The following is a 26,725-nucleotide window of genomic DNA, read 5'->3' as shown; positions in this document are numbered from 1 at the left end:
GTCGACGCGCGGTTCCCCCGGTGGGCGGGTCTGCCGCGGCGGCCGTTCGAGCCGGCCGGGTCGGACCACGCGATCCACCGGCTGACACATGGCGGCCGATGACACGTGGCGCGGGTGACGCGGCGGACCGGGCGGCCTTCGTCGCCGGCGCCGGACGCGGCCGTAAATGCGTTGGCGCTCGCGCGTGCCTGTGGTGGGATGAGGGCAACGGGGGCGGCTCCCCGGCGTGCATCCTTCTCATCCTCTCGAAAAGACCCGCGCGCCCACTCTCCGTCCCCGTTTCCGTTTCCCCTTCCCCCGGACGTCGTGGAGGATCTCCCCGTTGCTCGCTGCCGAGTCCGTACTGCTGCGCCGTGTCCAGAACGCGTACGTCGACGGGGCGTCCCCGGCCGCCGGCGGAACGGGACCGGCGATGCGCCGACTCGAGGCCGAGCTGCTCGGCCGCGGTCACGTTCTCTCCGCTCCCCTGCACGCGGCGCTCGGCGCCCTGGCCACCGACGAACTGGCGGCCGCGCACGTCCGCCTGGTCGGGCTGGCCGACGAACTGCTCGGCTCCGACCGCACCCACACCCCGCTCTTCCGCCGTTTCCCGCGCACCGTGCCGCGCGACACCGAGGCGCTGTACGTGGACCGGGTCTTCGCCTTCCTGCTGCAACAGCCGCAGCACCCCTGCGTGCTGTGCGGCGAGGCGCGCACGGTGCACCCCGTCTCGCCGTGCGCGCACCTGGTGTGCCGGCTGTGCTGGGACGGCGCCGACTACGCGGGGTGCCCGGTGTGCCACCGCCGGATCGACGCCGACGACCCCTTCCTGCGGCCGGTCCGGGCCGTCGGGGCCGCGAAGGCACCGGTGCCCGGCCCGCTGCGTCTGCTGCGGCTGGGCACCGACCGGGCCGCCGACGCCACCGACGTGGTGGACGCCCTGCTGGCCCGTCGTACGCCCCTGTCCCCGCAGGACCGGGACGACCTGCTGACCCTGCTGCCCCTCACACCGGCGGGCCGCGGCGAGCTGCCCCGGGACATCCCGGTCCGGGAGACGAAGGCACTCGTGCTGGGAACGCTCGTACGCGACGCCGCGGACGGCGTGCCGGTACGGGAGCTGCTCGCCGAGCGGCTCACCACCGCCACCGACGTGCTGCGGCTGCTCGCCGTGGTCTGCGACGGCGACCCCGGGCTGGTGACCCCGACACGGTTCACGAACCTGCCGCGCCCGCTGCGCCGACTGCTGCTCACACTCCTCGACGGCCTGCCGACGCCGTTCCTCGTGGAGGACGTGCTGCGGCACCCCACGGCGTGGAAGCGGGCCGCGGAGGCCCTGCACCCCTTCGAGCGGCACACCCGGCATCCGCGTGCCGCCCTCGCCTTCGCGGTGCTCCGCGCCACCCCCGTGGACCCCGGCACCGCCTTCGGTGCCGCCCTGCTCGACACGGCCGCCGCGCACCCCGGCGCCGTCCGGGTGGACGGGAGCCGGATCCGCCCGGCGACCTGGGCCGGACGTCTGGAGCAGGCGGTGGCCGAGGGCGACGTCGGCCGCGCCGCGAGCCTCGCGGGCGAGCGCCCCGGCGAACTCGTGCGCCGCCTGGACCAGTTGCTGTGCCTGCACACCGACGACGTCCTCGACGCGGACCTGGAGAAGGCCCTCCTGCGCGGGCTCCCGAAGGTGGGCCCCGGGCCGCTGCTGTCGGCCCTCGGGGCGCTGCGGGTGCGTACCGAGGACCGCATCGGCCGCCGACGCGTGTTCTTCCCGCGCGGGGACGTGACCCGGGCCCTGACCGTCGCGGAGCGGCGGGCCCCGTTGCCGGCCGGGCTGGTGTCGGCGGCGGTCGCGTCGCTGGAGGGGGAGGTGCTGCGCCGGTTCGCCGCCGGGCCGTCGTACGAACTGGCGGTCCTGGACGCGGGTCTGGCCGACCTCACCGTGCCGTTCACCGAGCGGACCGCCGCGAAGGCGCTGGTCGCCCTGGGCCGGGGCAGCGCGCAGGTGCTCCCCGACGGCGCGCTGCTCCGGCTGTTCCTGCACTGGACCGAGCCACGGGGCGACCGGACGGACCTCGACCTCTCCGTCGCGTTCTTCGACGCGGCCTGGGAGTTCACCGGGCTGTGCGACTACACGCACCTGGTCCACGGGGTGGACGCCGCGGTCCACTCCGGCGACCTCACCTCGGCTCCGGCGCCGCTGGGCGCCACCGAGTACGTGGACCTCGATCTGGAACGACTGACCCGACGAGGGGACGTCTACGCCGTCCCGCTCGTCTTCAGCTTCAACAACGTGCCGTTCGAGGAGCTGCCGGACGCCTTCGCGGGCTTCATGGCCCTGCCCGCCCACGGGCCGCGGGACGCGTCGTACGATCCGCGGACGGTGCGTCAGCGGTTCGACCTGGCGGGCGACTCGCGGGTGTGCCTGCCGATGATCGTGGACCTGGGCCGCCGCCGGACGCTGTGGACCGACACCCACCTGCCGTCCGCGAGCGGTTTCCAGTCCATCGGCTCGCACGGCGGCGACGGGCTGGCGACGGTGGCCCGGAACGTGTGGGAGCAGTTCGCCTCCGGCAGCCGGGTCACCCTGTGGGATCTGGCGGTGTGGCGGGCGGCGGCACGCTCCCCCGAGGTGGTCGTGACGCTCCGGGGGCCGGAACCCGCGCTGCTGAGGTACCGGCGGGGGCCGGGGGAGACCACGCGGGAGTTCGCCACCAGAGTGGCGTCCACGGAGGACAGCGACGCGTGCCTCACGCGCTCCGACCCCGACGGTGCGGCGGCCCGGCTGGCCGCCGGCAATCGGGTGTTCCTCGCGACGGTCCACGGAGACATCGACGCGGAACGGGCCACGGGCACGACGTACCGCGTCTTCCCGGGACCGGGGGACGCCTCGCGGACCCTGACCCGCGTGACCGCCGGCGACCTGGTCGCCGAGTTGGGGTGAACCGGTCCCGGACCGTCCACCGGGCGACCACCGACCGCGTCACACGGCCGTCGCCCGGACGGCCGCCAGGTCCTCCCCGGTGAGCTGCGCGACCCGGTGCGCCGGCACACCGGCGGCCAACGCGCGGGCGAGCAGCGCCTCGCGACCGTCCGCGCAGGTGCGGTAGGCGAGCAGCTCCTCCTCCAGCCGGGCGACGCTCTCCGGAGCGGCCTGGTGGCGCACCCGGCTCAGCTCCTCCTCGCTCAGCGGGACGGGCAGTCGCTCCGCGTCCTCGGGAACGGCCGCCGTGTCCTCCGGCGGCACCAGGCGGAGCCCGGCGGACGACGCGCCGACGCCCTGCGCGTCGAGCCACGCCCGCACGGCGGGGGTCTCCATGCAGGCCAGGTCGCCGACCGCCGCGGGAGGCACCCCGAGCGTCGTGGCGGTGCCGTCCAGCAGAACGAGGTAGGCGTCGTCGGTCATCCTCGGTTCCTCCCGGGAGAAGGTCATGTCCTGAGTGCCTCCCCTCTACCCGCCTTCGGCCGCCTCATCGGTGGGCCGACCGGCGACTTTCCCCGGCACGTCGCCCCGGCGTGAAGCGCACCGGCGTCCCGGCCGCCGCCTGGGCCGCCGCCGCCAGGGCGGGCTCCGCGACGACCGCGACCACCGGGTAGCCACCGGTCGTCGGATGGTCGTTCAGGAAGATCACCGGGCGTCCGTCGGGCGGGACCTGCACGGCGCCCAGGACCATGCCCTCACTGGGCAGTTCCCCCGTGGACACGCGCTCCAGGGCCGGCCCCTCGGTGCGCAGCCCGATGCGGTTGCTCTGCGGGGAGACGCGGTACGTGGCCGAGGTGAGGGTGCGCAGGGCGGCGGGGGCGAACCAGTCGGCGCGCGGGCCCGGGTGCACCGGAAGGACGAGTTCGGTCGGCGGTGCCGGCCAGGGGACGGCGGGGGGCAGCGCCACCGGCCGGGCGGGGGTGCCCACCGGGACGACGTCCCCGTCCCGCAGGGGGAGCGGGCCCAGCCCCGAGAGCAGGTCCGTGGACCGGCTGCCGAGCACCGGCTCGACGACGACGCCCCCGGCCACCGCCACGTAGGAGCGCACGCCCGCGCTCGCCGCTCCCACGTCCAGGACCGCGCCGGCCGGTACCCGCACCGGAGCACCCCAGGCCGCGGGCCGCCCGTCCACGGTGACCGGGCAGGGCGCACCGCCGACCACGGCGGTGACGGCACGGTCGGGACGCAGGGCGCAGCCGGTGAGGGTGGTCTCCAGGACGGCGGCGTCGGGATGATTGCCGAGCAGCCGGTTGGCGAGCCGCATCGCCGGTGCGTCGAGGGCGCCGGAGCGGGGCACGCCCAGGTGGGCGTGGCCGCGTCGGCCCGCGTCCTGCACCGTGGTCAGCGCGCCCGAGCGCACGGCCGTGAGCGCGGTCATCCGGTGGCCCCGGCGGGAACGTCGGGTGCCGCGACGAAGCGCACCCGCGTCCCCGGGGTGAGCAGCGCCGCCCGGTCCCGCGCGGTGTCCCACAGCCGCCCCGGGTCGGGCATGGCGCCGATCAGCTGCCAGCCGCCCGGAGTGGAGCGCGGGTAGACCGCGCTGTAGGGCCCGGCGAGTGCGACCGCGCCGGCCGGCACCCGGGTCCGGGGAGTCGCCCGGCGGGGCACGTGCAACTCCTCGGGCAGACCGGTGAGGTAGCCGAAGCCGGGTGCGAAACCGCAGAACGCGACGCGGTACGTGGGCGCCGTGTGCAGTGCGGCGACCTCGTCGGGGGCGACTCCCCACCGGTCCGCCACGTCCGCCAGGTCCGGACCGTCGTAGCGGACGGCGATCTCCACGACGTCGCCCTCGTCGTCGCCCCCCGGCCGCACCTCCCAGCCGGCGACCTCGCGGGCCAACGCCTCCGGGTCCGCCACCCCGTCCAGCAGCACCGTCCGCGCCCCCGGCACGATCTCCGCCACGGGCGGCAGGGACCCGGCGGCGCGCCGGCGGAGCAACTCGGTGTGGAAGGCCGCGGTGTGCTCGGCGTCGGGCAGTTCGACCAGGAGCGCGCGGCGGCCGGCGGGACGCGTCGTGACCGTCCGGCTCCCCGTCACGCGAAGGCCCCGATTCCGGCCCCGGACGCCTCCAGCGCCTCGCGCACCCGGGCCGCGATCCTGGCCGCGTTCGGGGTGTCGCCGTGCACGCACAGCGAGCGGGCGGCGACCGCGACCGTCGTGCCGTCGACGGCCTCGACCGTGCCGTCCACCGCGATCGTGAGCGCGCGCCACACCACCGCGTCCTCGTCGGTCACCACGGAGCCGGCCTCGCGTCGGGGGACGAGGGTGCCCCGGGCCGTGTAGGCGCGGTCCGCGAAGGCCTCGGGCACCCCGGTGAGGCCGGCGTCCCGGGCGGCGGCGAGCAGGTGGGATCCGGGCAGCCCGAGCACCGGCAGCGCACCGCCGGCGAGCCGCACACCGGCCACCACGGCCCCGGCCTGCTCGGCGTCGTGGACGGTGCGGTTGTAGAGCGCACCGTGCGGTTTCACGTAGGCGACCTCGGCGCCGGCGGCCTCGGCGAACACCCTGAGCGCCCCGATCTGGTACGCCACCTCGGCCGTCAGCTCGTCGGCGGGCACGTCCATCGCGCGCCGCCCGAAGCCCGCCAGGTCGCGGTAGGACACCTGTGCCCCGATCCGCACCCCGCGCTCGGCGGCGAGCCCGCAGACGCGGCGCATCACCGACGGGTCGCCCGCGTGGAATCCGCAGGCGACGTTGGCGCTGGTGACGACGGAGAGCAGGGCGTCGTCGTCGGTGAGGGTCCAGCGGCCGAAGCCCTCACCGAGATCTGCGTTGAGGTCGATCACCCTCTGAACGTAGACGATTGTTGAACGATCCGACAAGAGGTGACCGACCGCCCGTGGGGTTGCCATGAAATCGACCCCTTGTTAGATCGTTGAACGATCGCTAGTGTCCGTGCATCTGCCACGTATCCGGGGTCAGGGTCCCGGGGCCATGAAGCTCCGGCTCCGCGACTCCCGGATCCGTGCTCTGCCCCCTCATGCCTGAAGAAGGCCACCGAATGATCGTTCTTCTCGGTGTGGTCGTGGTGATCCTCGGATTCGTCACGCGCCGCAACCCCGTCCTCGTGGTGGGCGTCGCCGGTGTCGTCACCGGACTGCTCGGCAGGATGGACCCGCTGGAGGTCCTCGCGGCCTTCGGCCGGTCCTTCGCCGACAGCCGCTCGGTCACCGTCTACGCCATCGTGCTCCCGGTGATCGGCCTGCTGGAGCGCTACGGCCTGCGCGAGCAGGCGCGCACCCTCATTGGCCGGCTGGGCAAGCTCAGCGCGGGCCGGTTCCTCACGGTCTACCTGCTCGTCCGCCAGGTCACCGCGGCCTTCGGTCTCAACAGCATCGGCGGCCCCGCGCAGACGGTCCGGCCCCTGGTCGCCCCCATGGCGGAGGCCGCCGCGGAACGCTCCACGGGGGCGAAGCTGCCCGACCGGCTGCGCGAGAAGGTGCGGTCGTACTCCGCGTCGGCCGACACCGTGGGCGTCTTCTTCGGCGAGGACTGCTTCATCGCCATCGGCTCCATCCTGCTGATCACCGGCTTCGTGAACTCCACCTACCACCAGGAGATCGAACCGACCCAACTGGCCCTGTGGGCGATCCCGCTCGCGGTCTGCGCCTTCGTCATCCACGGCGCCCGGCTGCTGGTCATGGACCGGCAGCTGGAGCGCGAGATGGCCCTCGCCGCCGCCGAGCACGACCTGCCGCTTCCCGAGGGGGCCGACAAGTGATCAAAGTCGAATGGCTGTACTGGGTGATAGGCCTGGTCTTCGTCGTCATGGCCGTCCAGATGGCCGCCGACCACAGCAACCCCAAGCGCTGGACCTCCGCCGCGTTCTGGGGACTGCTCGGCCTCACCTTCCCCTACGGCACCGGCGTGGCCAACGCCACCGCCGGCAACGGGGGCTGGACCCTGCCCGCCGAACCGCTCGGCGTCGGTGTCCTCGCCCTGATCGTGCTCGCCGGGTTCAACTTCCTCGGCAAGGGCGTCCCGGTGACCACCACCGACGAGCAGCGTGAGGCCTCCGCCGCCCGGCTCGGCAGCAAGATCTTCATCCCCGCGCTGACCATCCCCCTCGTCGCGATCGTCTGCGCCTCCGTCCTGGACGAGTCCGGACTGTTCGAGACGGGCAAGGCCACCCTGCTCGGCCTCGGCCTCGGCTGCGTCGCCGCGCTGGTCGTCGGCATGCTGGTCACCGGCGAGAGGAAGGTGTCCGTACCGATCCGGTCCGGCCGCTCCATGCTGGAGGCGATGGGCTCCGCCCTGCTGCTGCCCCAGCTGCTGGCCGTCCTCGGGTCGATCTTCGCCGCCGCCGGGGTCGGCACCCAGGTGGGGGACATCATGAACAGGGTCCTGCCCGACGACTCCCGGTACCTGGCCGTCATCGCCTACTGCGTGGGCATGTTCCTGTTCACCGTCATCATGGGCAACGCCTTCGCCGCGTTCCCCGTCATGACCGCGGCGATCGGCTGGCCCGTCCTCATCCAGCAGATGCACGGCAACGAGCCCGCCGTCCTCGCGATCGGCATGCTCGCCGGTTTCGCCGGCACCCTCTGCACGCCGATGGCCGCCAACTTCAACATCGTCCCGGCCACCCTGCTCGAGCTGAAGGACCAGTACGGGCCGATCAAGGCACAGCTGCCCACGGGCATCGCGCTCCTCGGGTGCTGCACCGTCATCATGGCGCTCTTCGCCTTCTGAGGGACGGCTCCGACCGGCCCCCGCGACCCCGCACAGCCGCCCCGCCCCACGGCCGCCCGACCCCGCAAGGAATGCCCATGCCCCGTGTCCTCGTCACCGGCTTCGCCCCCTTCGGCGGCGAGAGCGTGAACCCGTCCTGGCAGGCGGCGACCCTGGTGGCCGCCGAGCCCCCCGCCGGCCTCACCGTCCGCGCCGTCGAACTGCCCTGCGCGTTCGGCGCGTCCCTCGACGCCCTGCGCGACGCCGTCCGCACCGAAACCCCCGACCTGGTGCTCTGCCTGGGCCAGGCGGGCGGGCGCCCCGGCGTCACCGTCGAACGCGTCGGCATCAACGTCGACGACGCACGCATCCCGGACAACGCCGGCCGGCAGCCCGTCGACGAACCGGTGGTCGCGGGCGGCCCCGCCGCCTACTTCTCCACGTTGCCCGTCAAGGCCTGCGTCGCCGCGATGCGCGAGGCCGGGGTGCCGGCCGCCGTCTCCCACACGGCCGGCACCTTCGTCTGCAACCACGTCGCCTACGGCCTCGGCCACCTCATCGCCACCGAGTTCCCGCGGGTACGGGGCGGTTTCGTGCACGTGCCCTGGGCGCCGGAACAGGTTCCCGACGGGACCGCTCCGTCCCTGCCGCCCGCCACCGTCGCCCACGGCCTGCGCGCGCTGCTGGCCACCGCCGCCCGCACGCCGGCGGGACAGGACCTGAAGGTCACCGAAGGAGCCACCCACTGATGCCGCTCAGCGCCCACGCGTCCCGGTTCGCCGGGATCGCCCTCGCCAACATCACCCGCGAGTACCCCCACTTCCCCGCCCACCTGATCACCGCCCCCGACGAACACCCGGAGCCCAGGTCCCTGCACCCCGTCTTCTACGGGGCCTACGACTGGCACTCCTCGGTGCACATGCACTGGCTGCTCGTCCGGCTGCTGCGCCGGCACGGCGATACCCCCGCCCTGCCCGACACCGGACCGGCCGTCGACGTACTCGACCGGCACCTCACCCCCGAGAACCTCGCCGTCGAGGCGGCCTACCTCCGGGCCCGCCCCTCCTTCGAGCGGCCCTACGGCTGGTCCTGGCTGCTCGCCCTCGCCGCCGAGTGCCGCGCCCTCCCCGGCGAGGCGGGCACCCGCTGGGCCGGGGCGCTCCGGCCGGCCGTCGCCGCCGTGGACGATCTGCTGGCCGACTGGCTGCCCAAGGCCACCTATCCGGTGCGCCACGGCAACCACCCCAACAGCGCCTTCGCGCTGGGCCTCGCGCTCGACTCGGGCGAGCTCTCGGCCGCCACCGACCGGGCCGTACGGGAACGCCTGCTGGCCTGGTTCGCCGACGACCACGACGCGCCCGCGCACTGGGAGCCCTCGGGACAGGACTTCCTCTCCCCGGCGCTGACCGAGGCCGACACGATGCGCAGGGTGCTCACCGAGGCGGAGTTCCCGGCCTGGCTCGACCGCTTCCTGCCCGCGCTGGGCACCGGCGCCCCCTGCCCACCGCTCGACGTGCCGGTCGTCTCCGACCACGCGGACCCGCAGATCGGCCATCTGCTCGGGCTGACGCTCAGCAGGGCCGCCGCTCTGCGCGCCCTCGCGGACGCCCTGCCGGACGGCGCGGTGCGCGGCCGTCTGGACGCAGCGGCCGAGGAGCACCTCGCGGCGGGCCTGCCGGCGGTGGAACGCGGCGACTTCACCACCGACCACTGGCTGGCCACGTTCGCCGCGCTGGCCCTGGACCCGGTCGCCGCCGACCGGTGATCCGGGCGCGTCCCTCCCGGGGCCCCTGAAGCCGTACGGTCAGGCCGTCCGGTCAGGCCGTCCGGTCAGGCCGTCCGGGCGGGCGCCGACGCGCGGCGGACCGGCATCAGGGTCTCGACCGCGTCCTGCGCCAGGTGGTCGAGGACCAGCCGCTTCACCGCGTCCGGCTTCTCCAGCGGCACCACGTGGGACGCACCGGGGACGACGGCCAGCTGGGAGCCCGGAACCGCCCGGTAGAGCGCCACCGTGTGCTCCAGCGTGACCAGGTCGTCGTCCCCGACCACGACGAGGGTCGGCGCCTCGATCCGGGCCAGGTCCTCGGGGGAGAGCGTCGGCTGGGTGCGCCACATGTCGACGACCTTGGCCGCCACCATCGGCCAGTGGTCCGCGCCGTCCGGCGTCACGGCCTCGTACAGCTCGCGGAAGAACGCGAGGTCCTCGCCGTCCGGCGTCATCGCGTCGAGCATCGCGGGCTCGGCGAAGCACTCGGGGGCGGGGCGGAAGTTGGCCCCGATCACCACGGCCTTCCGCACGAGGTCGGGACGCGCGAGCGCGACGAGCAGCGCGACGACACCGCCGTCGCTCCAGCCGACCAGGTGCGCCGGCTCCCCGACGACCGTCTCCAGGAAGACCACCGTGTCGTCGGCCATCGCCCCGTACGACAGGGGCCCCGCGACGTCGGGGGTGTGTCCGTGCGCGCGCCGCTCGGGCAGGAAGAGGCGGTGGGCGGCGGCCAGGTCGGGGCGCAGCGCACCCCATGTGTCGTTGGTGCAGAAGCCGCCGTGCAGCAGGACCAGGGGATCACCGGCCCCCTCGGTCTCGTACCAGGTCCTGACACCAGGAAGGTCGGCGTAGTCGCCCATCGCTCCAGGCCCTCTCCGGCCGCGGTCGTCTCCCGGCCAGTCTCCGCCGCGCCCCCCGGGCCCGCAACGCGGCACGGTCGCGCCGCTCAGCGGGCCGCACCTCCTTCCGGAGCGCCCCGCTCGTCCGTCCCGGCGCGGCGGAGCCGGTCCGCGCTGCGGGCGACGGTGTCCAGGCGTGCCGCCAGCTCCGCGTGATCGTCCCGCAGGTGCTCCCGGGCGCCGGTCAGCGGGCCGAGGAGACCGGCGGCGTCGTCGTGCCCGAGGGCCCGTACGAGGGGTGCGCGGGCCTCGGCCGGCAGCTCGGCGAGGGCGGCGACCTGGCCGGCGAGCTGGCGGAGGCCGGCCGCGTTGCCCCGCGCCCAGGCGGTGACGGCGCGGTCGGCGGCCCGGCTGTCCCGGGTGGCCCGCACGCGCTCCTCGCCGGTGGTGCCGGGGGCTCCGGGCCGCAGCCGAAGGTACCGGCGTTCGGCGGCCTGCCGGCTGGCGACACCGAGGGGACGGGCGAGATCGGCCCAGCTCGCGCCCGCGTCCCGGGCGGTCTCGATCAGTCCCGTCTCCCAGCCCGCGAGCTGGTCGCGCACCTCGCGCAGCAGCAGCAGCGCGGCGAGCGCCTGGTCGGAGCCGACCTCGGTGCCGCCGCTCCGCTCGGGGCGACGCGGACGCTGCGCGGTCCGTACGGCCTCTTCGATCGCCGCCAGTGCCGCCTGGGCGGCGAGGAAGGACGCGGGCCGTGCACCGGCCTCCCGCGGGTCAGCGGTCATGGCCACCTCCGTTGCCGTCACCCGTTGGATGACGTCGTCAGTTGTCATCGTTTCGATGACATGCTACAACAGATGTCAGAAACAGCGCATGAGCGAATCCGCTCGATGTAGGAGGTGTTCCGATGCTGATGCGCACCGACCCCTTCCGTGAGTTCGACCGCGTCGCCCAGCAGTTGCTCGGCGGTCCGTCCGGCACCTGGTCCCGTCCCTCGGCGATGCCCATGGACGCCTACCGGGAGGGCGACTCGTACGTGATCGCCCTCGATCTGCCCGGTGTCGACCCCGAAGCGATCGACATCGACGTCGAACGCAACATGCTGACCGTCCGGGCCGAACGCCGCCCCGGCCCCAGTGCCGAAGGCGTGCAGATGGAGCTGTCGGAACGCCCGCTGGGCGTCTTCTCCCGGCAGGTGATGCTGGCGGACACCCTCGACACCGAGCACATCACCGCCGACTACGAGGCGGGCGTGCTCACCCTGCGTGTTCCGATCGCCGAGCGGGCCAAGCCCCGCAAGATCTCCATCACCGGCGCGTCGGACCGCAAGGAGATCTCCGGCTGAGCGGCGGCCGCACCGGCAGCGGCGGAGGACCGCACGCCCCGCGTCCCGCCTCCGCCGCCGCGCCCGCGGCAGCCTGCGCACCGGCGCTGCCCAAGCTCCGTCGCTCACCGCCGCGGGCCGTCCGGCGCCCCCGGCTCCCACGACGAGAAGCCTCCACCACGAACGAGGAAGGATGCCTCACCGATGCAGTCCCTGACGGCCCGGGTCCCGGCGGCGGCCACGGCCACAGCCACGGTCACGGTCACGGCCGAACCGGACACGCCGTACGTCCGGATGCTGGAGCAGGTCCGCTACCACGGCGCCTACGCCACGCGCGAGCGGGCCGAGGAGGTCGTGACCGCCGTGCTGGCCGCCCTCGGCCGCCGGGTCACCGGCGAGGAGCGCGTCGAGCTGGCGGCCCGGCTGCCCCGGGAGGCCGCGCGGATCTTCGCGGCGGAGGCGCCCGTGGCCGAACCGATGACCGGCTGGGGTTTCGTCCGGGACCTCGCCGACCGTACCGGCGGTTCCCTCGCCACGACGCGCTGGGACGTCGGCTCCGTCCTCGGCGTGGTCGCCCGCCTCGCTGGTCCCGACCTGCTCGACCGCGTCATCGCCCAGCTCCCGTCCGGCTACGGCATCCTCTTCGGCCGCGCCGAACTCATCCAGGCGGCGTGACCGGACGCCGGTCCGCGGCGGGGGCGGCGTGCGGCCCCGCCGCCGTGAGCCGGCGCAGCGCGCGCACCAGGGCCTCGACGCCCGCCCGCGCCTTGGACCGGGGGCAGCCGACGTTGAGCCGCACCCGTCCCGGAGCGCCGTAGGCGGCGCCGGGCATGACGGCCACCTTCTCCACCTCCACGAGGTCACGCTGCAGCGCGTCGTCGTCGACGCCGAGGGGCCGCAGGTCGATCCAGGCCAGGTAACCGGCCTGCGGCGGCTCCCAGCCGAGCTGCCCGAACTCCTCGCGCAGCCGGTCGGCGACCATCGCGAGGTTGCCCGCGAGGTAGGCGCGCAGGGCGTCCAGCCAGGCCGCACCCTCCCGGTACGCGGCGATGTGTCCGACCAGCGAGAGCACGGCGGGGGAGGACAGGCCGTCCGCCTCCTTGAGCTGCCGGAGGAAGGCGTCGCGCGACGTGGGATCGCCGATGATGCCGTAACTACCGGTCAGAGCGGGCACGTTGAACGACTTCGAGGCCGAGGTGAGCACGGCCCACCGCCCCTCGCCGCCGTGCCGTACCCAGGGACGGTGGACGTGCGGGGCGTACGCCAGGTCGGAGTGGATCTCGTCGCTGATGACGGCCACGTCGTACCGTGCGCACCACCGGGCCATCCGGTCCAGGTCGTCGGCGGACCACACCCTGCCCGTCGGGTTGTGCGGTGAGCACAGCAGCAGTACGGCCGTGTCGGGGAGCGCCAGGAGCCGCTCCAACTCCGCCCAGTCGTCGAGCGGACACTCCCGGAGCCGCCGTCCCGCCGCCGCCACCGTCCTGGGGAACGCGTCGTACATGGGGGTGTGGACGACCACGCCGTCACCGGGCCGCGACCACAGCCGCAGGAGTTGCGCGACCTGGTAGACGACGGAGGGCGCGTAGACGATCGACTCGGGATCGACCTCCGTGGCGTGCCGCGTCGCGTACCAGTGGACGACGGCGGAGAGGAAGTCGTCCTGGCGCCACCGCGAGTAGCCGAGGACCCCGTGCTCCAGACGGCCGCGGAGCGCCGCCAGGATCTCCGGGGCGGTCTCGAAGTCCATGTCGGAGATCGTGAACGGCAGCAGGTCCGGCACGCCGAAGCGGTCCTGGACGTAGTCCCACTGGGTGCACCAGGTGCCGTGCCGGTCGACCGGGGTGTCGAAGTCGTAGGGCGTCGGCGAGGGGTCGCGGGCCGGACCGGCGGAGGGGACGCGGGAGGAGGCCATGGTCATCCCACCGGGATCATCGAGGCGATGGCGTCCTTCACCGACTGGACCTGCGGGCCGATGACGACCTGGACGTTGTGGTCGTCGAGCTTGACGACCCCCACCACCCCCAGTCGCTTCAGCCGCGCCTCGTCCACCCGTCCGGCGTCCCCGACCGTCATCCGCAGGCGCGTGATGCAGTTGTCCAGGGAGCGGATGTTGTCGGCGCCCCCGATCGCGTCGAGGATGGCGACGGCGTCGTACTTCCCCGCGACCAGGACGCGTTCCGGTTCCGCCGCCGCGTCCGACGCGGCGCCCCCGGTCGTGCCGGGCGCACCCGCGGCGTCGACCGCGCCGGCGGGCCCGCCGCCCTCCTCGTCCTGCTCCCGGCCGTCCTGGGCCGGAGCCTCGTCGCGGCCCGGGGTCCTCAGGTCGAAGCGGGTGATGGCCCAGCGGAAGAGGAAGTAGTACACGGCGAACCACACCGCCGCGATCACGGGGATCAGGTACCACTTGGTCGAGGAGCCCTGGAGGACGCCGAAGACGAGCCAGTCGATGACATTGCCGTCGGTGTTCCCGATGAACACGCCGAGCACGGCCGCGGTGAGGAAGCCGAGGCCCACGAGGACCGCGTGGAGGGCGTACAGCCACGGCGCGACGAAGAGGAAGAGGAACTCCAGCGGCTCCGTGATACCGCCCACCACGCAAGCCACGACACCGGACACGAGCAGGGCCTTGATCTCCGGGCGCATCCGCCGGTTCGCGCAGTGGTACATCGCCAGGGCCGCGCCCGGCAGGCCGCCCAGATAGGCGGCCATCTTGCCCTGGGAGAGGAAGTGCGTCGCGTCGGTGACGGCGGCGTTCGGCGCGGCCGAGCATTCCAGGTGGGCGTAGAACATGTTCAGTGCGCCGGAGACCTGGTCCCCGCACACGGCTCCCGAACCGCCGACGTCCGTGAAGCGGAACATGGCCACGAGGATGTGGTGCAGGCCGATCGGCCGCAGCAGCACCTCGCCCATGCCGAAGAAGAACGGACCGAACACCCCGGTGTGGCCGATGCCCCGCCCGACGGCGGTGATCCAGCCGTTGAAGGTCGGCCAGACCAGCGGGATCAGCAGGCCGAGCACGCTCAGGACCAGCGCCGACACGATCGGGACGAAGCGCAGCCCGCCGAAGAAGGCCAGTGCGTCCGGCATCCGCTGGGTGCGGAACCGCCGGTGCAGCAGGCTGACAACGATGCCAACGGCCACGGCGCCCAGCAGGCCCGTGTCGATGGACTGCACGCCCAGCACGTCGGCGATGCCGTAGTGCTCGATCGCCTTCTCGTCCTCGAAGTCGACGCCCTCGGCGGTGAGGTAGAAGTTCACCGCGAGGTTCATGGCGGCGAAGCCGACGAAACCGGAGAAGGCGGCGACCCCCTTGTCCTCGCGGGCCAGACCGAGCGGAATGGCCATCGCGAAGAGCACGGGCAGGAACGTGAAGGCGACCAGACCGGTGTTGGCCATCCAGGTGAAGACGAGGTGCCAGCCCTCGCCCTTGAGGAAGGCAACGTTGTCAGTGACGGCCTCGCTGGAGAGTGAGGAGCCGATGCCCAGCATGATGCCGCAGAACGCGAGCAGGGCCACGGGGAGCATGAACGTCTTGCCGAGCCCCTGGAGGAATTCCCAGAGGGCGGCCTTGGTCTTCTGCATGTGAACGGGACTTTCGGGCCTGGGGGGACGGGAGGACGGAGGGGACCGTTCCACCGGACGGATCACATCACAGCGGGTCGGCGACTGTCCATGGCTCCGACCAGGGGCGGGACCCGTCCCACCGCACCGTTAGCATGTTCGAAACCGCATGTCCGTCTCCGTGATGTGTGATCTTGTGTCCGGTATCGAGCAAATGGCCCAGACAATTGAAGAAGACACCCACGCGCATAGCCGCGCCGCGCCGCGGCCTCTCCCACGCCGTCCCGCGTGAGCCGCGGACGAGGCTGCTGGCCTCGGCGGGGGTCGCGGTCCTCACGTCCCTCCTGGCGCTGGAATGCGCCGCCCGACACCTGGGGCACCCGGGGCCGCTCACCGCTCAGTCGCGCGAGGTGATCCTCGCCCCGCACTCGGGGCCGCTGCTGTACGCCGGTCTGGCGTTGACGATGGTGGTGCTCACCTGGCGGCAACGGGCCATCGCGGCCGGCACCGCGATCGGCATCGACCTCGCCTTCTGGCTGGTGCGGTGGGCCGTCGGCGCCGAGATGAACTTCGGCAACGGCGCGCTCTGGGTGGTCCTGGGCTGCGCGGTCGTCGCCGTCACCCGCCGGGTCGGCCGGGAACGGGTGCTGCTCCTCAAGGGCGCCGGCCTGGGCCTGCTGCTGGTCGCGGGCCACAAGACGGGGGACACCTGGCTGCTCATCACGTCGAGGACCCGCCCGCTGGTGCTCGACCCGTACCTGGCCACCGCCGATCACGCGCTGGGCGACCCCTCCTGGGTGGTCGGCCGCCTCCTCGACGCCACCGGACCGGTCGGCGAACACACCCTGGGACTCGTCTACGGCCAGCTCCCGCTGGCGGCGGCCCTCGTCGGGCTGTACCAACTGCGCCACGTGGCCGCCGAGCGCCGCTTCCCGGCCCACCACCTGGTGCGGACCTTCCTGGTCATCGGCCTCCTCGGCCCGGCCGTCTACATGATCTTCCCGGTCGTCGGACCGGTCTACGCCTTCGGCGCCGACGGCGGCCAGTGGGCGCTGGCCGACGTGTGGCCGAACACGCCGCCGCCCCTCGGCGTCCCGCACGCGATGCCCTTCGACGCCGTCACCCCGCGCAACTGCATGCCCAGCCTGCACACGGCCTGGGCCACCACGCTCTTCATCCACTCCCGCGGCGGCTCACGGCCGATGCGGTACGCGGGCACGTTCTGGCTGGTCGCCACCCTCGCCGCGACGCTGGGCTTCGGCTACCACTACGGTGTGGACCTCCTCGCCGGAGTGGTCTTCGCCCTCACCGTCGAGGCGGCGATGCGCTCGCTCGCGCGGGGCTGGGACCGCTCGGGCACCCGGCTCGTCACCTACGGCGCGGCGGTCTTCACCGCGCTCCTGGTGTCGTACCGCCTCCTGCCAGGAGAGATGGCCGCCCGCCCCTGGCTGGCCGGACCGCTGCTCCTCCTGGTGACGGTCTCCGTGATCCTCGGCCATGTGCGGACCACCGGGCGGTGGGACGCGCGGGCCGTGCTGGCGCCCCGCCCCGGGGCCACGCCCGCGACACCGCAGCCCGAACTCGTCTGAGCCGAGCGACGCCGCGGCCGAATGCGCACCGGGCCCCTGGCCACCCGGTGCCGGCCGCTCATGCCCTGGCGCTCTCCGCCGCCTCCCTGCGCCGCCGTTGCGCGGCGACGTCCGCCACGGGGGCGGCCAGCATCAGCGCCCGGGTGTAGGCATGCCGTGGCGTCCCGGTGACATCGGCGGCGTCGCCGGTCTCCACGATCTCGCCACGGTGGATCACCGCCACCCGGTGGCTCATGAACCGCACCACCGACAGGTCGTGCGTCACGAAGAGGTACGCCGTCCCTGTCTCCTCCTGGATGTCCAGCAGCAGGTCCAGCACCGCCCGCTGGGTGGTCAGGTCGAGTGCGGAGACCGGCTCGTCGCAGATGACGAGGCGGGGGCGCAGCGCCAGCGCCCGGGCGATGGCGATCCGCTGCCGCTGGCCCCCGGAGAACTCCCGGGGCAGCCGGTGGACGGCGTCACCGGGCAGCTGGACGCGGTCGAGCAGACGGCGGACCCTCTCCCGGGCCTCCTGGGGCCTCGCCCCGTGCGCCACCAGGGGCTCGGCGAGGATGGCCCCGACGGTGAGCGAGGGGTTCAGGGAGCTGTAGGGGTCCTGGAAGACGACCTGGAGGTCCCGGCTCAGTGCGCGGCGGCGGGCTCGGCCCGCCCGGTGGATGGGCTCTCCGGCGAAGGCGATCGTGCCGGAACCCACCGCCACCAGGCCGAGCACGGCCCGGCCGATGGTGGTCTTGCCCGACCCGGACTCCCCGACGAGGCCGAGGGTCTCGCCCGGCCGTACATCCAGGGACACGCCCCTGAGCACCTCGGCGCGCGCGGCGCGCCGGTTCCGCCCGGGGAAGGAGACCCGCAGGTCCCGCACCTGGAGGAGGGCCTCCGGGCCGACGGAGGGGTCGGTCTCGGTGACGTCGACGGCGGTCATACGGTGGTGCTCCTCGCCTCGCGCGGCTGCCAGGGGTCCCGCGCCGGAGCCTCGTCGAGGACGGCGTCGAGCAGGGTCCGGGTGTAGGGGTCCTCGGGGGAGTGCAGGACCTGTTCGGCGGTGCCGGTCTCCACGATCCGGCCGCCGTTCATGACGGCGACGCGGTCGCACAGGTCCGCGACCACTCCGAGGTCGTGGGTGACCAGCAGGACGCCGAGGCCCCGGTCCCGCTGGAGTCTGCGCAGCAGGGCGAGGATCTCCGCCTGGACCCGCACGTCGAGCGCGGTGGTCGGTTCGTCGGCGATGAGAAGCTCGGGGTCGCACGACATGGCGCCCGCGATGAGGACCCGCTGGGCCATGCCTCCCGAGATCTCGTGCGGGTGGAGGCGCAGGGTGCGTTCCGGGTGCGCGATCTCCACCAGGCGCAGCAGCTCGACGGCGCGCCGGGTCGCCTCCCGGCGGGAGAGTCCGAGGATGTGACGCATGGGCTCCGTGAGCTGGCTGCCGATGGTGAAGGCGGGGTCGAGGTTGCTCATCGGCTCCTGCGGGACGTAGGCCACGGTGCGGCCCCGCAGTGCGCGGTGCTCGCGTTCGGGCAGCCCGACCACCTCACGTCCCCCGACCAGGACGCTGCCGGCGCCGATCCGTCCGCCGTCGGGCAGGATGCCCAGCATGGCGAAGGCCGTCTGGGTCTTGCCGGAGCCGGACTCGCCGACGAGCCCGACGATCTCCCCGGCGCGGACATCGAGGTCGACCCTGTGGACGACCTCCTTGTCGGTGCCGTCCGCCTGTGTGTAGGCGACGCTGAGTCCGCGTACCGACAGCAGCCCGGCCCGCTCGCCCGCCTCGTCAGCGGTGCCGGAGTCGTCCGCGTCGCCCGCGGCTCGGTGACGTCGTGCGTCCACCGGCACGGCGCGGCCGCGTCGCGCGGTGCGTGGAGGGGCTGCCTGTGACCGGCCGGTGCGATCCTCCAGCCCGTCGCGCAGGGCCGACGCGAGCAGGACGAGGGCACCGTTGGTCAGCCCGAGGGCGAGGCCCGGCCACAGCATGAGCCAAGGCGCGCGCTGGATGTTCTGGAAGGCCTCGTTGAGCATCGCGCCCCAGGTGGCCGCGGAACCGCTGCCCACGCCGAGGAACTCCAGACCCGCCTGGAGTCCGATCGCGACGCCGGCGACGAGCGCGACCTGGATGATGACCGGGCCGCGCACCACGATCAGGACGTGCCGGGCCACGATGCGGGCGTCGGAGAGCCCGGAGACCTTGGCCGCGTCGATGTACAACTCCTTGCGCACACCCGCGACGATGCCCCGTACGAGGCGGTAGAAGCTCGGGGCCGCGAGCACGCCCAGCACGACCATCAGGGCCCACACCTGGGGGCCGAGGATGGCACGGGAGGCGAGCAGCACCACCATCGCCGGCAGTGCCATGACGAGGTCCACCGTCCAGTTGGCGGCGGAGTCGAACCGGCCGCCGCGGTAGCCCGCGTAGAGGCCGGCGGGCACGCCGAGGGCCAGGGCGATGCCGAGGGCGATCAGCGCACCGCCCAGGGTGTTGCGCCCGCCGTACAGGATGCGCGAGAGGATGTCGCGGCCCGCCGAGTCCATTCCCAGCGGATGCGCGCCGCCGGGGTCGGCGAAGGCCTGGCCGAGCGAGGCGGCCGTGGGGTCCTGCGGGGCCAGCCAGGGCGCCAGGAGCACCGCGAGGACGAGGAGGACGAGCACGGCCGCCGACCCGGCGCCGAGCGGGTTGCGCAACAGCCGCCGCAGTACGCGCGACGAGGACGCCGCGGGACCGTCGGCGGCGGGAGCCCCGGTGCCGGGGCGGTTCGCGCGGGCCGGGACGGGCGGGTCGGCCGGAAGGTTCTCGCTCATGCGGCCCTCGCCTTGGGGTTGAGCCAGCCGACCATGATGTCGACCAGGAGGTTGACCAGGACGACGCCGACCACGGTGAGCATGACCAGTGCCATGATCACGGGGATGTCGCCGCGGGTGGTGTAGGTGACGGTCATGCTGCCGATGCCGGGCAGCCCGAAGATCTGTTCCACTACGACCGCGCCGCCGAGCAGCCCCACGAACTGCATGCCGAGTACGGACAGCGCGGGCGCGCCGGCGTTGCGCAGCACGTGCCGGAAGACGATCCGGGAGGGGGGCAGACCACGGGCGCGCAGGGTGCGCACGTAGTCCTGGCGCAGGACGTCGATCACCGCCCCGCGCACCTGTTGGGAGACGCCGGCCACGGAGGCCACCGACAGGGCCAGCACCGGGAGCGTGATCGTGGAGAGCCAGCCGCCGGGCGAGTCGGTGAACGGGATGTAGCCGATGGCCGGGAACCAGTTCAGCTCGACCGCGAAGACCAGCACTAGGACGAGGGTGACGAGGAAGCCGGGGAGCGCGTAGCCCACGACGCCCAGCACCTGCACCACACGGTCGACCACCCCGCGCCGGACGCCCGCCCAGACGCCGAGCAGGAACGACACCACCGTGGTGACCAGGGTGACGCCGATCATCAGGCTGGCGGTGACCGGCAGCCTGCCGAGCACCGCCTGTGTGACGTCCTCGCTGGTGAACCAGGAGGTCCCGAGGTCGCCGCGGACGGCGTGGGCCAGCCAGTCGGCGTACTGCTCCCACACCGGCCGGTCCAGGCCGAGGGAGGCGTTCTTGGCGTCGACGGCGGCCTGGTCGGCGCCCTGGCCGAGGAGTTGCCTGCCGACGTCGGTGTCGGGGATCGACAGCAATACGTAGGTGAGGAGGGAGATGACGGCCAGGAGCAGGGCGCCGGACGCGATCCGGCGGGCGACGAAGGTCAGCATGGCACTCGGTATCCGTGACGGACCGCCGGGGCCGGCGCGGGCGGCGGCCGCCCGGTCCGGCCCCGGCACGGGTCACTTGGCGGGGGAGTAGTTGTAGATCGACGGGACGGCCATGCCGGACTGCGGGCGGACGGTCACCGAGCCGTCCGAGACGTGCAGGTACGTCATCCGGTAGAAGGGCACGAACCACGCCTCCTTCACCAGGTGCTCGCCCAGCGCCCGTACCGCCGCCCCGGCCTGCTCGGCCGTGCCCGACTGGACGCGGGGGACCAGCTCGCGCACGGTGGCGTCGGAGGTGCCGAACATGTTGAAGGCCCCAGGGTTGACCAGTTCGTCGACCACGACCCAGTCCGACGAGGACTGTCCCATGTTCATGACCATCCCGGAGTAGGCGCGGTCGGTGAACACCTTCTGGACCGCCGAGGCTCCGTCGAGGTCGTCCCAGACCAGTTTCACCCCGACGGCCTCGAGGTCGGCGGCCAGCGAAGCGGCGAGCGCGTCGTTGACGATGGCGGGGATGCGGGGGAGCTTCAGCGTGAAGCCGTCGGCGTGGCCCGCGGCCCGCAACAGGTTCCTGGCCCTGTCAGGGTCATGGGGGTAGTACGTGTCCAGCTTCCGGTCGTACCCGTGCGTGTCAGGGCCGAAGACCTGGGAGGTGGTCTCGCCGCGGTTCTGGCGGATCGCCTCGAGCATCGTCTCCCGGTCGATGGCGAGGTTGAGGGCCTGGCGGACGCGGGCGTCCTTCAGCGCGGGGGTCAGCTTCCCGCCCCGGTCGAAGAGCAGCAGGCCCTGGAAGTCGAACTCCTGCTCGGTCGTCTTCATCCGGGGGTCGGACTCGATGCTGATCTGCTGGTCGGCGCTCTGCAGGAGGGCCGCGTTCACCTGACCGGTCTTCAGGCCGTTGACGATGGCCGTCTCGTTGTCGAAGAAACTCATCGTCAGCGTCTCGTAGGGAAGCGGCTCGCCCCAGTAGTCGGGGTTGCGCTGGTACACCCACTTGGTGCCGACCGTGGTCTTCGCCTTGTCCAGGCGGTAGGGACCGGTCCCGTCCGGAGTCGTCTTGAGACCGTCGCCCCGGTCGAAGGCCGACGGGTTGGCCATGAGGCCGGCCGCGTCGCTCAGGTAGAAGAGCATGGCGGGGTTGGGCTGCTTCAGTCTGAGCGTCACGTGCGTGGCGTCCTCGACCGCGACCGACTCCAGGTCCTTCAGCCACTTGGCGTCCGCGCCGCCGCCCTCCTTGAAGCGCTCCATGTTGGCCTTGACCGCGGTCGCGTCGAAGGCGGTGCCGTCCGCGAACTTCGCGTCCTTGCGCAGGGTGAGACCGAGTTCGGTGCGGTCCGCGTTGTACTCCCACGCGGTGGCGAGCATGGGGCGGAACTCGCCGTCGGGCTCACGCTTGACGAGGGTGTCGTAGGTCGCCTGGAAGAACGGCAGGGCGCTGCCGACCGCCTGGGCCGGATCGAGGCTCTGCGGAAACGTCATAGTCGCGATGTTCAGCGTTGACGTGCCGGCGCCCGTGGTGCCGGCGTCGGTGCAGCCCGCGAGGCCGAGAGAGGCCGCCAGGCAGGCGGCGAGGGCCCCGGTTCGGGTGGTTCTGGACATGGTTTTCGCTCCGTGTGGAGAGCCGGGAAAGGCGTCCCGGACGAGATGGGCGGTGAGCTTAGCCGCAGAACTGACCACTTGGTAGGTTTTCTCGCGGTGCGGTCGGCCTGCTGGTAACTTCCGGGGACCGTCACGCGGCGCCGAGAGCGCGGCCCCGCGGTCCGACGGCGTCGACGGCAGGAGACCGCAGAAGTGAGCGCACGACCCCCGGGCGCCCCGCGTCGCCTCTCCAAGGGAGAGCGGACGCGGGCGCGCATTTTGGACTCCGCGGCCGAGTTGTTCTCCCGTTCCGGCTTCAACGCCGTCTCGCTGCGGGACATCGCCGCGCACGCGGGGCTGACCCATGCCGGCGTGCTGCACCACTTCTCCGGCAAGGAGTCCCTGCTGACCGCGGTGCTGAGCCACCGGGACCGGCTGGACGCGCAGTCGGTCTTCCCTGGAATCACCCACCCGGGCGCCCCCGAGCCGTCGCCGGCGGAGCGGCTGCGCATGCTGCTCGGGGTGGTCGCCCGCAACAGTTCGACTCCGGGTCTGGTCGCGCTGTACACGAAGCTCTCCGCCGAGGCCACGGACCCCGGGCACCCCGCCCACCACTACTTCAGGGAGCGGTACCGCGTCCTGCGGGAGGAGCTGACCGTCCTCGTCGAGGCACTGTGGACGGCGTCCGGCCCGCCGACCGCCGTCGATCCAGCCGTCGTCGCCCGGCAGTTGCTGGCGCTGATGGACGGGCTGCAGACACAGTGGCTGCTGGAGCCCGAGGCGGTGGCGATGGAGGACCTGGTGCGTGACTACCTGGTCCGGCTCGGTCTCGACCCGGACGGCGGCGCGCCCGCGGCCGGCGTCAGCGCGTGAGGGCGGCGAGCACCGCATCGGCCGTACTCCGGTGCCCGTCGGCGTTGGGGTGGAATCCGGCCGCGGCCGCGGTGTCCTCGGGCTCGATCCAGCGGACGCCGACCGGCCGGCACACGTCGTGCCCGACGGAGGGGCCGTAGGCGTCGACGTAGGTGGCGCCGTCGAGCCCGGCCTGCGCGGCGAGCATGGCGTCGAGGTGCTTCGTCATGTCGCGCAGCCAGGGGAAGTCGCCTTCGGCGAGCGCGACCGTCGCCCGGCAGGCCGTGCCGTCGTCGGGGAAGATCGTCGGGTATCCGACCACGAGGATGCGGGCGTGCGGGGAGCGGACGCGGATCTCGTCGAGGACGGCTCCCACACGCGGTGCCGTGGCGTCGATGCGGGCGGCGATCTCGTCGGTGCCGAACAGCGTGTAGCTCCGCTTGCACGGCGCGCCCTGTGGTGCGAGGTACCCGAGGAGCACGCAGCGGGTGATGACGCCGGGCAGGTCGAGGTCGTTGCCGCCGATGCCGAGCGTCACCAGGGTGGTGTCAGGGCGCAGGGCGTCGAGCTGTGGTGGCACGGTGTCCTGAGGGCCCGTCATGTGACTGGTGTCGGCGCCCGCGCAGGTCACGTCGGTGAAGGTCGCGGCCTGCACCGCCCCGGCGACCAGGGTGGCGTAGTTGGCCGACGAACGTCCGCAGCCCGGGTCGGTCTGTTCGGGAATGCCCGGCCCGGAGCTGAAGGAGTCGCCGAGGGCGACGTAGTGCACCTCCGCGGCGTTCGGCGCGGGCCCGGGGTCAGGGGTCGCGGAGGCGGCCGTGGTGGCGCTGATCAGGGAGGCGAGGGCCGCGGCGACGGTGACCGCGCGCCGCCGCGCGCGTCTTCCGGGTGGCGCGGCGGCGGGCCGGCTTGAGGGAGGCATGGCGGTTCCTCGTTTCGGCGATGGGTGAGAGTGCGAAAACCGTACGGTGATCGGTTTCTGGTAGTCAATAGGGTGCACCGAGATGGGGTGGCAGGGTCCACGGGGGCGTCTACCGCCGGGCGGAGGGTTCTTGACAGTAAAAACCGATCATCGTACGGTTTTTGAAGGTTCAGCTATCCGGCCAGGTCTTTCACCCCGCCGTACTCACCAGCCCCACCAGAGCCGAACAGGTGCGCGTATGACCCAGCAGACCCCGTCGACGCCGTCCCTTCCGCTGCCCGGCAAGGCCTCGCTGACCAGCGGTGCGGGCGACTTCGTCACGACCGGCCTCGCTGCTGCCGGTGTCCCCGCCGTCACGCTGTCCGACGGCCCGCACGGCCTGCGGTTGCCGAAGGAGAGCGGCGACGGCGGCCAGCTCGACCTGCACAGCGCCGCACCCGCCACCTGCTTCCCGCCGGCCGTGGCCCTGGGCAGTGGCTGGGACCCCGGACTGACGCGGCGTGTCGCCGGCGCGATCGCCGCCGAGGCCTCCGCCCACGGAGTGCACGTCGTGCTCGGCCCAGGGATCAACATCAAGCGGTCGCCGCTGTGCGGGCGCAACTTCGAGTACTTCTCGGAGGACCCCCTGCTGACCGCCGAACTCGGCGGCGCCATGGTCCGCGGCCTGCAGGAGGCGGGCGTCGGCGCCGCCCTCAAGCACTACGCGGCCAACAACCAGGAGACGGACCGCATGCGGGTCAGCGCCGACGTCGACGAGCGCCCGCTGCGCGAGATCTACCTGCGCGCGTTCGAACGCATCGTCCGCCGCGACCGACCGTGGTCCGTCATGGCCTCCTACAACGCGCTCAACGGCGTCCCGCTGTCGGAGAACACACGGTTGCTCACCGACATCCTGCGCACGGAATGGGGCTTCGACGGCATCGTCATGTCCGACTGGGGTGCGGTGCGCGACCGGGTCGCCGCGCTGCGCGCCGGCCTCGACCTCCAGATGCCGGGCACTGGTGGGCGCACCGACCGGGAGGTCGTCGCCGCGGTGACCGACGGGCACCTCGACGAGGCGGTGCTCGACACCGCGGTCGAGCGTCTTGCCCGCTTCGCCCGGCGCGCGACGGGCGGCGCCCGCAACGGGGACCGGTTCTCCGTGGAGGAACACCACCGCCTGGCCGGTGAGGCCGCGGACCGGTGCGTGGTCCTCCTCAAGAACGACACGGGACTGCTGCCCCTCGATCCGGCCGCCGGCAGCGTGGCCGTCATCGGTGAACTGGCCCGCACCCCCCGTTACCAGGGCGCGGGCAGCTCCCAGGTGACACCCACCCGCCTCGACACACCGCTCGACTGTCTGCGGCGGCTCGCCGACGGCGCTCAGGTGGAGTTCGCCGCGGGCTACGCCCTCGCCGGTGCCGACGTCGCCGGACCTGCTCCGGCCGCGGAGGACGAGGCGGTGCGGCTCGCCGCCGGGAGCGACTCGGTGGTGGTCTTCCTCGGCCTCTCGGCACAGGACGAGTCCGAGGGGTTCGACCGCACCCACATCGACCTCCCCGCCGACCAGGTACGCCTGCTGGAACGAGTCCGCGCGGTCAACGACCGGGTGTGCGTGGTGCTGTCCAACGGCGGAGCGGTGCGCACCGCGCCCTGGCACGACACGGTTCCCGCCGTCGTCGAGGGCTGGTTGCTCGGCCAGGCCGGCGGAGGCGCCCTCGCCCGGGTGCTGTTCGGCGCGGTCAACCCCTCCGGCAAGCTGGCCGAGACGCTGCCGCTGCGCCTGGAGGACTGCCCGAGCCACCTGTCCTTCCCCGGCGAGGAGGGCCGGGTCCGGTACGGCGAGGGCGTGTTCGTCGGATATCGCGGCTACGACGCCGCCCGCCGCGAGGTCGCCTTCCCGTTCGGCCACGGGCTGTCCTACACCAGCTTCGCCTACTCCGGCCTGCGCGTGGATTCGCGGGAGGACGGCACGGCGTTCGACGTCGCGGTGACCGTCACCAACACCGGGGAGCGGGCGGGCCGAGAGGTGGTCCAGTTCTACAGCGCGGCGCCGGTCGACTCCGAGGTAGCCCGGGCGCCGAGGGAACTGCGGGCCTTCGCCTCGGTGTCGCTCGACCCCGGTGAGAGCCGCGAGGTGGTGGTGGAGCTGGCACGGGCCGACCTGGCCCACTACAGCGAACGCGAGGGCGGCTGGCGGGTCGAGGGCGGCGTGCACCGCATCGAGGCGGCAGCATCCTCGAGGGACGTGCGGCTGTCGGTGGGGATCACCCTCGACGGGGACCCCTCGCGGCTGCGGCTGACCGGGCGCAATACGCTCGCGGAATGGCTGCGGCACCCGGTGGGGGGGCCGCTGCTCGCGGAGCGGTTCGCCCGTGCCCGCGCGGCCGCGCCCGGGTCCGGGGCCCTGGAGGACCCGGTGTTGCGGCGGTTCCTCGCCGGCATGCCGCTCGAGGTGATCTCGGAGTTCCCGCAGAGTCCGGTTTCGCCCGACGCGGTGGGGGAGTTGACCGCCGAAGTCGCCGACGCGAGAGCCACCCGGACCACCGCGTCCGTGCGGGAGGGCTCCGCGGAGGGCTCCGCACCGGAGGGCGTGTCGGACGACGGCACGTCCGGGGGCGATGCCGCTGCCTCCGAGTCCTGGGCCGCGACGGCTGCCGCCGCGCCCGAGGGGTCGTGACGGCCACCTCGGGGTACGTGGCCGGCGCCTGCGCGCCCGAGGCCGGGAGCGTGGTGGCGAATTCCGTGCTCGTGGCCGTCGCCTGCGTGCCCGAGGCCGCGACGGACGCCGATGGGCCCGGGGACGTGACAACCTTCTCCATGTCCATGGCCGTTCCCTGCGCGCCAGGAGCCATGACCGAAGCCTCCGTGTCCGGGTCCGCGTCTCCCGCATCCTCGATCGCCGCCGCCCCGGCACCCGCGGCCGCACCCTGCGCCGCGCCGTCCCGCGCAGCC

The 26,725-nt window shown here is 73.5% G+C and carries 23 protein-coding genes; 10 read left to right on the top strand and 13 right to left on the bottom strand.

The genetic code is table 11. The annotated features are described in order from the left end of the window. Positions 1 to 322 precede the first annotated feature (322 nt). Positions 323 to 2,914, top strand: coding sequence for an MXAN_6230/SCO0854 family RING domain-containing protein (locus ACGF5T_RS09935; RefSeq protein WP_366766866.1), 2,592 nt, complete (start codon positions 323 to 325; stop codon positions 2,912 to 2,914). Between the two features lie 39 nt (positions 2,915 to 2,953). Here the strand turns inward: ACGF5T_RS09935 and ACGF5T_RS09930 are convergent, their stop codons facing one another. From ACGF5T_RS09930 to ACGF5T_RS09915, 4 genes are all read right to left on the bottom strand, one after another. After that, the gene (locus tag ACGF5T_RS09930) at positions 2,954 to 3,376 is read right to left on the bottom strand and encodes a DUF6003 family protein (RefSeq protein WP_366766911.1); all 423 of its coding nucleotides are present in this window, start codon (positions 3,374 to 3,376) and stop codon (positions 2,954 to 2,956) included. Positions 3,377 to 3,440: 64 nt separating this feature from the next. After that, entirely contained in the window at positions 3,441 to 4,331 is an 891-nt protein-coding gene (locus ACGF5T_RS09925; RefSeq protein WP_356610263.1) for a biotin-dependent carboxyltransferase family protein, read from the bottom strand. Then, positions 4,328 to 4,990, bottom strand: a complete 663-nt coding sequence (locus ACGF5T_RS09920) for an allophanate hydrolase subunit 1 (protein ID WP_356610264.1) — start codon at positions 4,988 to 4,990, stop codon at positions 4,328 to 4,330. The genes ACGF5T_RS09925 and ACGF5T_RS09920 overlap by 4 nt, the downstream gene beginning before the upstream one ends. Beyond that, on the bottom strand, positions 4,987 to 5,739 hold the full coding sequence (locus ACGF5T_RS09915; protein WP_366766867.1) for a 5-oxoprolinase subunit PxpA: 753 nt from the start codon (positions 5,737 to 5,739) through the stop codon (positions 4,987 to 4,989). The genes ACGF5T_RS09920 and ACGF5T_RS09915 overlap by 4 nt, the downstream gene beginning before the upstream one ends. Before the next feature lie 215 nt (positions 5,740 to 5,954). On the opposite strand from ACGF5T_RS09915, the gene ACGF5T_RS09910 reads away from it, so the two are divergent. From ACGF5T_RS09910 to ACGF5T_RS09895, 4 genes are all read left to right on the top strand, one after another. Next, entirely contained in the window at positions 5,955 to 6,674 is a 720-nt protein-coding gene (locus ACGF5T_RS09910) for a DUF969 domain-containing protein (RefSeq protein WP_356610266.1), read from the top strand. Then, positions 6,671 to 7,645, top strand: coding sequence for a DUF979 domain-containing protein (locus ACGF5T_RS09905; protein WP_366766868.1), 975 nt, complete (start codon positions 6,671 to 6,673; stop codon positions 7,643 to 7,645). Before ACGF5T_RS09910 ends, ACGF5T_RS09905 begins: the two co-directional genes overlap by 4 nt. A gap of 77 nt (positions 7,646 to 7,722) precedes the next feature. After that, positions 7,723 to 8,373, top strand: a complete 651-nt coding sequence (gene pcp / locus ACGF5T_RS09900; RefSeq protein ID WP_366766869.1) for a pyroglutamyl-peptidase I — start codon at positions 7,723 to 7,725, stop codon at positions 8,371 to 8,373. Further along, entirely contained in the window at positions 8,373 to 9,389 is a 1,017-nt protein-coding gene (locus ACGF5T_RS09895) for a DUF2891 domain-containing protein (RefSeq protein WP_356610269.1), read from the top strand. Before pcp ends, ACGF5T_RS09895 begins: the two co-directional genes overlap by 1 nt. A gap of 65 nt (positions 9,390 to 9,454) precedes the next feature. Here the strand turns inward: ACGF5T_RS09895 and ACGF5T_RS09890 are convergent, their stop codons facing one another. Both ACGF5T_RS09890 and ACGF5T_RS09885 read right to left on the bottom strand, forming a co-directional pair. Next, positions 9,455 to 10,252: an alpha/beta hydrolase gene (locus ACGF5T_RS09890; protein WP_366766870.1), complete on the bottom strand. Its 798-nt coding sequence runs from the start codon at positions 10,250 to 10,252 to the stop codon at positions 9,455 to 9,457. Between the two features lie 86 nt (positions 10,253 to 10,338). After that, positions 10,339 to 11,013 carry a type III effector protein gene (locus ACGF5T_RS09885; RefSeq protein ID WP_361015392.1) on the bottom strand — a complete coding sequence of 225 codons (675 nt, stop codon included), beginning with the start codon at positions 11,011 to 11,013 and terminating at the stop codon, positions 10,339 to 10,341. Positions 11,014 to 11,135: 122 nt separating this feature from the next. Between ACGF5T_RS09885 and ACGF5T_RS09880 the strand changes: the two genes are divergently transcribed. Both ACGF5T_RS09880 and ACGF5T_RS09875 read left to right on the top strand, forming a co-directional pair. Continuing rightward, positions 11,136 to 11,573: an Hsp20/alpha crystallin family protein gene (locus ACGF5T_RS09880; protein WP_366766871.1), complete on the top strand. Its 438-nt coding sequence runs from the start codon at positions 11,136 to 11,138 to the stop codon at positions 11,571 to 11,573. 273 nt (positions 11,574 to 11,846) lie between these two features. Then, the gene (locus ACGF5T_RS09875) at positions 11,847 to 12,227 is read left to right on the top strand and encodes a DUF2267 domain-containing protein (protein WP_356610314.1); all 381 of its coding nucleotides are present in this window, start codon (positions 11,847 to 11,849) and stop codon (positions 12,225 to 12,227) included. Here the strand turns inward: ACGF5T_RS09875 and ACGF5T_RS09870 are convergent. Continuing rightward, positions 12,211 to 13,467 (bottom strand): MalY/PatB family protein, encoded by a 1,257-nt coding sequence (locus ACGF5T_RS09870; RefSeq protein WP_366766912.1) that lies wholly within the window; start codon positions 13,465 to 13,467, stop codon positions 12,211 to 12,213. The two genes, ACGF5T_RS09875 and ACGF5T_RS09870, sit on opposite strands and share 17 nt — an antisense overlap. A gap of 2 nt (positions 13,468 to 13,469) precedes the next feature. Next, on the bottom strand, positions 13,470 to 15,137 hold the full coding sequence (gene malX / locus ACGF5T_RS09865) for a maltose/glucose-specific PTS transporter subunit IIBC (RefSeq protein ID WP_366766872.1): 1,668 nt from the start codon (positions 15,135 to 15,137) through the stop codon (positions 13,470 to 13,472). A gap of 206 nt (positions 15,138 to 15,343) precedes the next feature. On the opposite strand from malX, the gene ACGF5T_RS09860 reads away from it, so the two are divergent. Continuing rightward, complete coding sequence (locus ACGF5T_RS09860; protein ID WP_366766873.1) at positions 15,344 to 16,705, top strand: phosphatase PAP2 family protein; 1,362 nt, start codon at positions 15,344 to 15,346, stop codon at positions 16,703 to 16,705. A gap of 58 nt (positions 16,706 to 16,763) precedes the next feature. Here ACGF5T_RS09860 and ACGF5T_RS09855 read toward each other — a convergent pair whose 3' ends face one another. The 4 genes from ACGF5T_RS09855 to ACGF5T_RS09840 form a co-directional block, all read right to left on the bottom strand. Further along, positions 16,764 to 17,627 (bottom strand): ATP-binding cassette domain-containing protein, encoded by an 864-nt coding sequence (locus ACGF5T_RS09855; protein ID WP_366766874.1) that lies wholly within the window; start codon positions 17,625 to 17,627, stop codon positions 16,764 to 16,766. Next, entirely contained in the window at positions 17,624 to 19,498 is a 1,875-nt protein-coding gene (locus tag ACGF5T_RS09850; RefSeq protein ID WP_366766875.1) for a dipeptide/oligopeptide/nickel ABC transporter permease/ATP-binding protein, read from the bottom strand. Before ACGF5T_RS09850 ends, ACGF5T_RS09855 begins: the two co-directional genes overlap by 4 nt. Continuing rightward, positions 19,495 to 20,436 carry an ABC transporter permease gene (locus tag ACGF5T_RS09845; RefSeq protein ID WP_366766876.1) on the bottom strand — a complete coding sequence of 314 codons (942 nt, stop codon included), beginning with the start codon at positions 20,434 to 20,436 and terminating at the stop codon, positions 19,495 to 19,497. The genes ACGF5T_RS09850 and ACGF5T_RS09845 overlap by 4 nt, the downstream gene beginning before the upstream one ends. A 72-nt stretch (positions 20,437 to 20,508) precedes the next feature. Continuing rightward, positions 20,509 to 22,038 carry an ABC transporter substrate-binding protein gene (locus ACGF5T_RS09840; protein WP_366766877.1) on the bottom strand — a complete coding sequence of 510 codons (1,530 nt, stop codon included), beginning with the start codon at positions 22,036 to 22,038 and terminating at the stop codon, positions 20,509 to 20,511. 192 nt (positions 22,039 to 22,230) lie between these two features. Between ACGF5T_RS09840 and ACGF5T_RS09835 the strand changes: the two genes are divergently transcribed. Then, complete coding sequence (locus ACGF5T_RS09835; protein WP_366766878.1) at positions 22,231 to 22,890, top strand: TetR/AcrR family transcriptional regulator; 660 nt, start codon at positions 22,231 to 22,233, stop codon at positions 22,888 to 22,890. Here ACGF5T_RS09835 and ACGF5T_RS09830 read toward each other — a convergent pair. After that, positions 22,880 to 23,791 (bottom strand): SGNH/GDSL hydrolase family protein, encoded by a 912-nt coding sequence (locus ACGF5T_RS09830; RefSeq protein ID WP_366766879.1) that lies wholly within the window; start codon positions 23,789 to 23,791, stop codon positions 22,880 to 22,882. The genes ACGF5T_RS09835 and ACGF5T_RS09830 overlap by 11 nt on opposite strands. 238 nt (positions 23,792 to 24,029) lie before the next feature. Here ACGF5T_RS09830 and ACGF5T_RS09825 point away from each other — a divergent pair, with 238 nt between their 5' ends. Further along, positions 24,030 to 26,450, top strand: coding sequence for a glycoside hydrolase family 3 C-terminal domain-containing protein (locus ACGF5T_RS09825; protein ID WP_366766880.1), 2,421 nt, complete (start codon positions 24,030 to 24,032; stop codon positions 26,448 to 26,450). Positions 26,451 to 26,725: the final 275 nt, after the last annotated feature.

Origin of the sequence: Streptomyces sp. NPDC047853, assembly GCF_043204535.1 — a bacterium.
Lineage (GTDB): Bacteria > Actinomycetota > Actinomycetes > Streptomycetales > Streptomycetaceae > Streptomyces.
The sequence above is the reverse complement of the archived record's forward strand: the minus strand, read 5'-3'. Positions and strand labels throughout refer to the sequence as shown.

Excerpts from the sequence above, each read along its gene's own strand:
- ACGF5T_RS09930 (WP_366766911.1), bottom strand. The coding sequence starts at position 3,376 with ATGACCGACGACGCCTACCTCGTTCTGCTGGACGGCACCGCCACGACG.
- ACGF5T_RS09925 (WP_356610263.1), bottom strand. The coding sequence starts at position 4,331 with ATGACCGCGCTCACGGCCGTGCGCTCGGGCGCGCTGACCACGGTGCAG.
- ACGF5T_RS09910 (WP_356610266.1), top strand. The coding sequence starts at position 5,955 with ATGATCGTTCTTCTCGGTGTGGTCGTGGTGATCCTCGGATTCGTCACG.
- pcp (WP_366766869.1), top strand. The coding sequence starts at position 7,723 with ATGCCCCGTGTCCTCGTCACCGGCTTCGCCCCCTTCGGCGGCGAGAGC.
- ACGF5T_RS09895 (WP_356610269.1), top strand. The coding sequence starts at position 8,373 with ATGCCGCTCAGCGCCCACGCGTCCCGGTTCGCCGGGATCGCCCTCGCC.
- ACGF5T_RS09890 (WP_366766870.1), bottom strand. The coding sequence starts at position 10,252 with ATGGGCGACTACGCCGACCTTCCTGGTGTCAGGACCTGGTACGAGACC.
- ACGF5T_RS09885 (WP_361015392.1), bottom strand. The coding sequence starts at position 11,013 with ATGACCGCTGACCCGCGGGAGGCCGGTGCACGGCCCGCGTCCTTCCTC.
- ACGF5T_RS09880 (WP_366766871.1), top strand. The coding sequence starts at position 11,136 with ATGCTGATGCGCACCGACCCCTTCCGTGAGTTCGACCGCGTCGCCCAG.
- ACGF5T_RS09875 (WP_356610314.1), top strand. The coding sequence starts at position 11,847 with ATGCTGGAGCAGGTCCGCTACCACGGCGCCTACGCCACGCGCGAGCGG.
- ACGF5T_RS09870 (WP_366766912.1), bottom strand. The coding sequence starts at position 13,467 with ATGGCCTCCTCCCGCGTCCCCTCCGCCGGTCCGGCCCGCGACCCCTCG.
- malX (WP_366766872.1), bottom strand. The coding sequence starts at position 15,137 with ATGCAGAAGACCAAGGCCGCCCTCTGGGAATTCCTCCAGGGGCTCGGC.
- ACGF5T_RS09855 (WP_366766874.1), bottom strand. The coding sequence starts at position 17,627 with ATGACCGCCGTCGACGTCACCGAGACCGACCCCTCCGTCGGCCCGGAG.
- ACGF5T_RS09850 (WP_366766875.1), bottom strand. The coding sequence starts at position 19,498 with ATGAGCGAGAACCTTCCGGCCGACCCGCCCGTCCCGGCCCGCGCGAAC.
- ACGF5T_RS09845 (WP_366766876.1), bottom strand. The coding sequence starts at position 20,436 with ATGCTGACCTTCGTCGCCCGCCGGATCGCGTCCGGCGCCCTGCTCCTG.
- ACGF5T_RS09840 (WP_366766877.1), bottom strand. The coding sequence starts at position 22,038 with ATGTCCAGAACCACCCGAACCGGGGCCCTCGCCGCCTGCCTGGCGGCC.
- ACGF5T_RS09830 (WP_366766879.1), bottom strand. The coding sequence starts at position 23,791 with ATGCCTCCCTCAAGCCGGCCCGCCGCCGCGCCACCCGGAAGACGCGCG.
- ACGF5T_RS09825 (WP_366766880.1), top strand. The coding sequence starts at position 24,030 with ATGACCCAGCAGACCCCGTCGACGCCGTCCCTTCCGCTGCCCGGCAAG.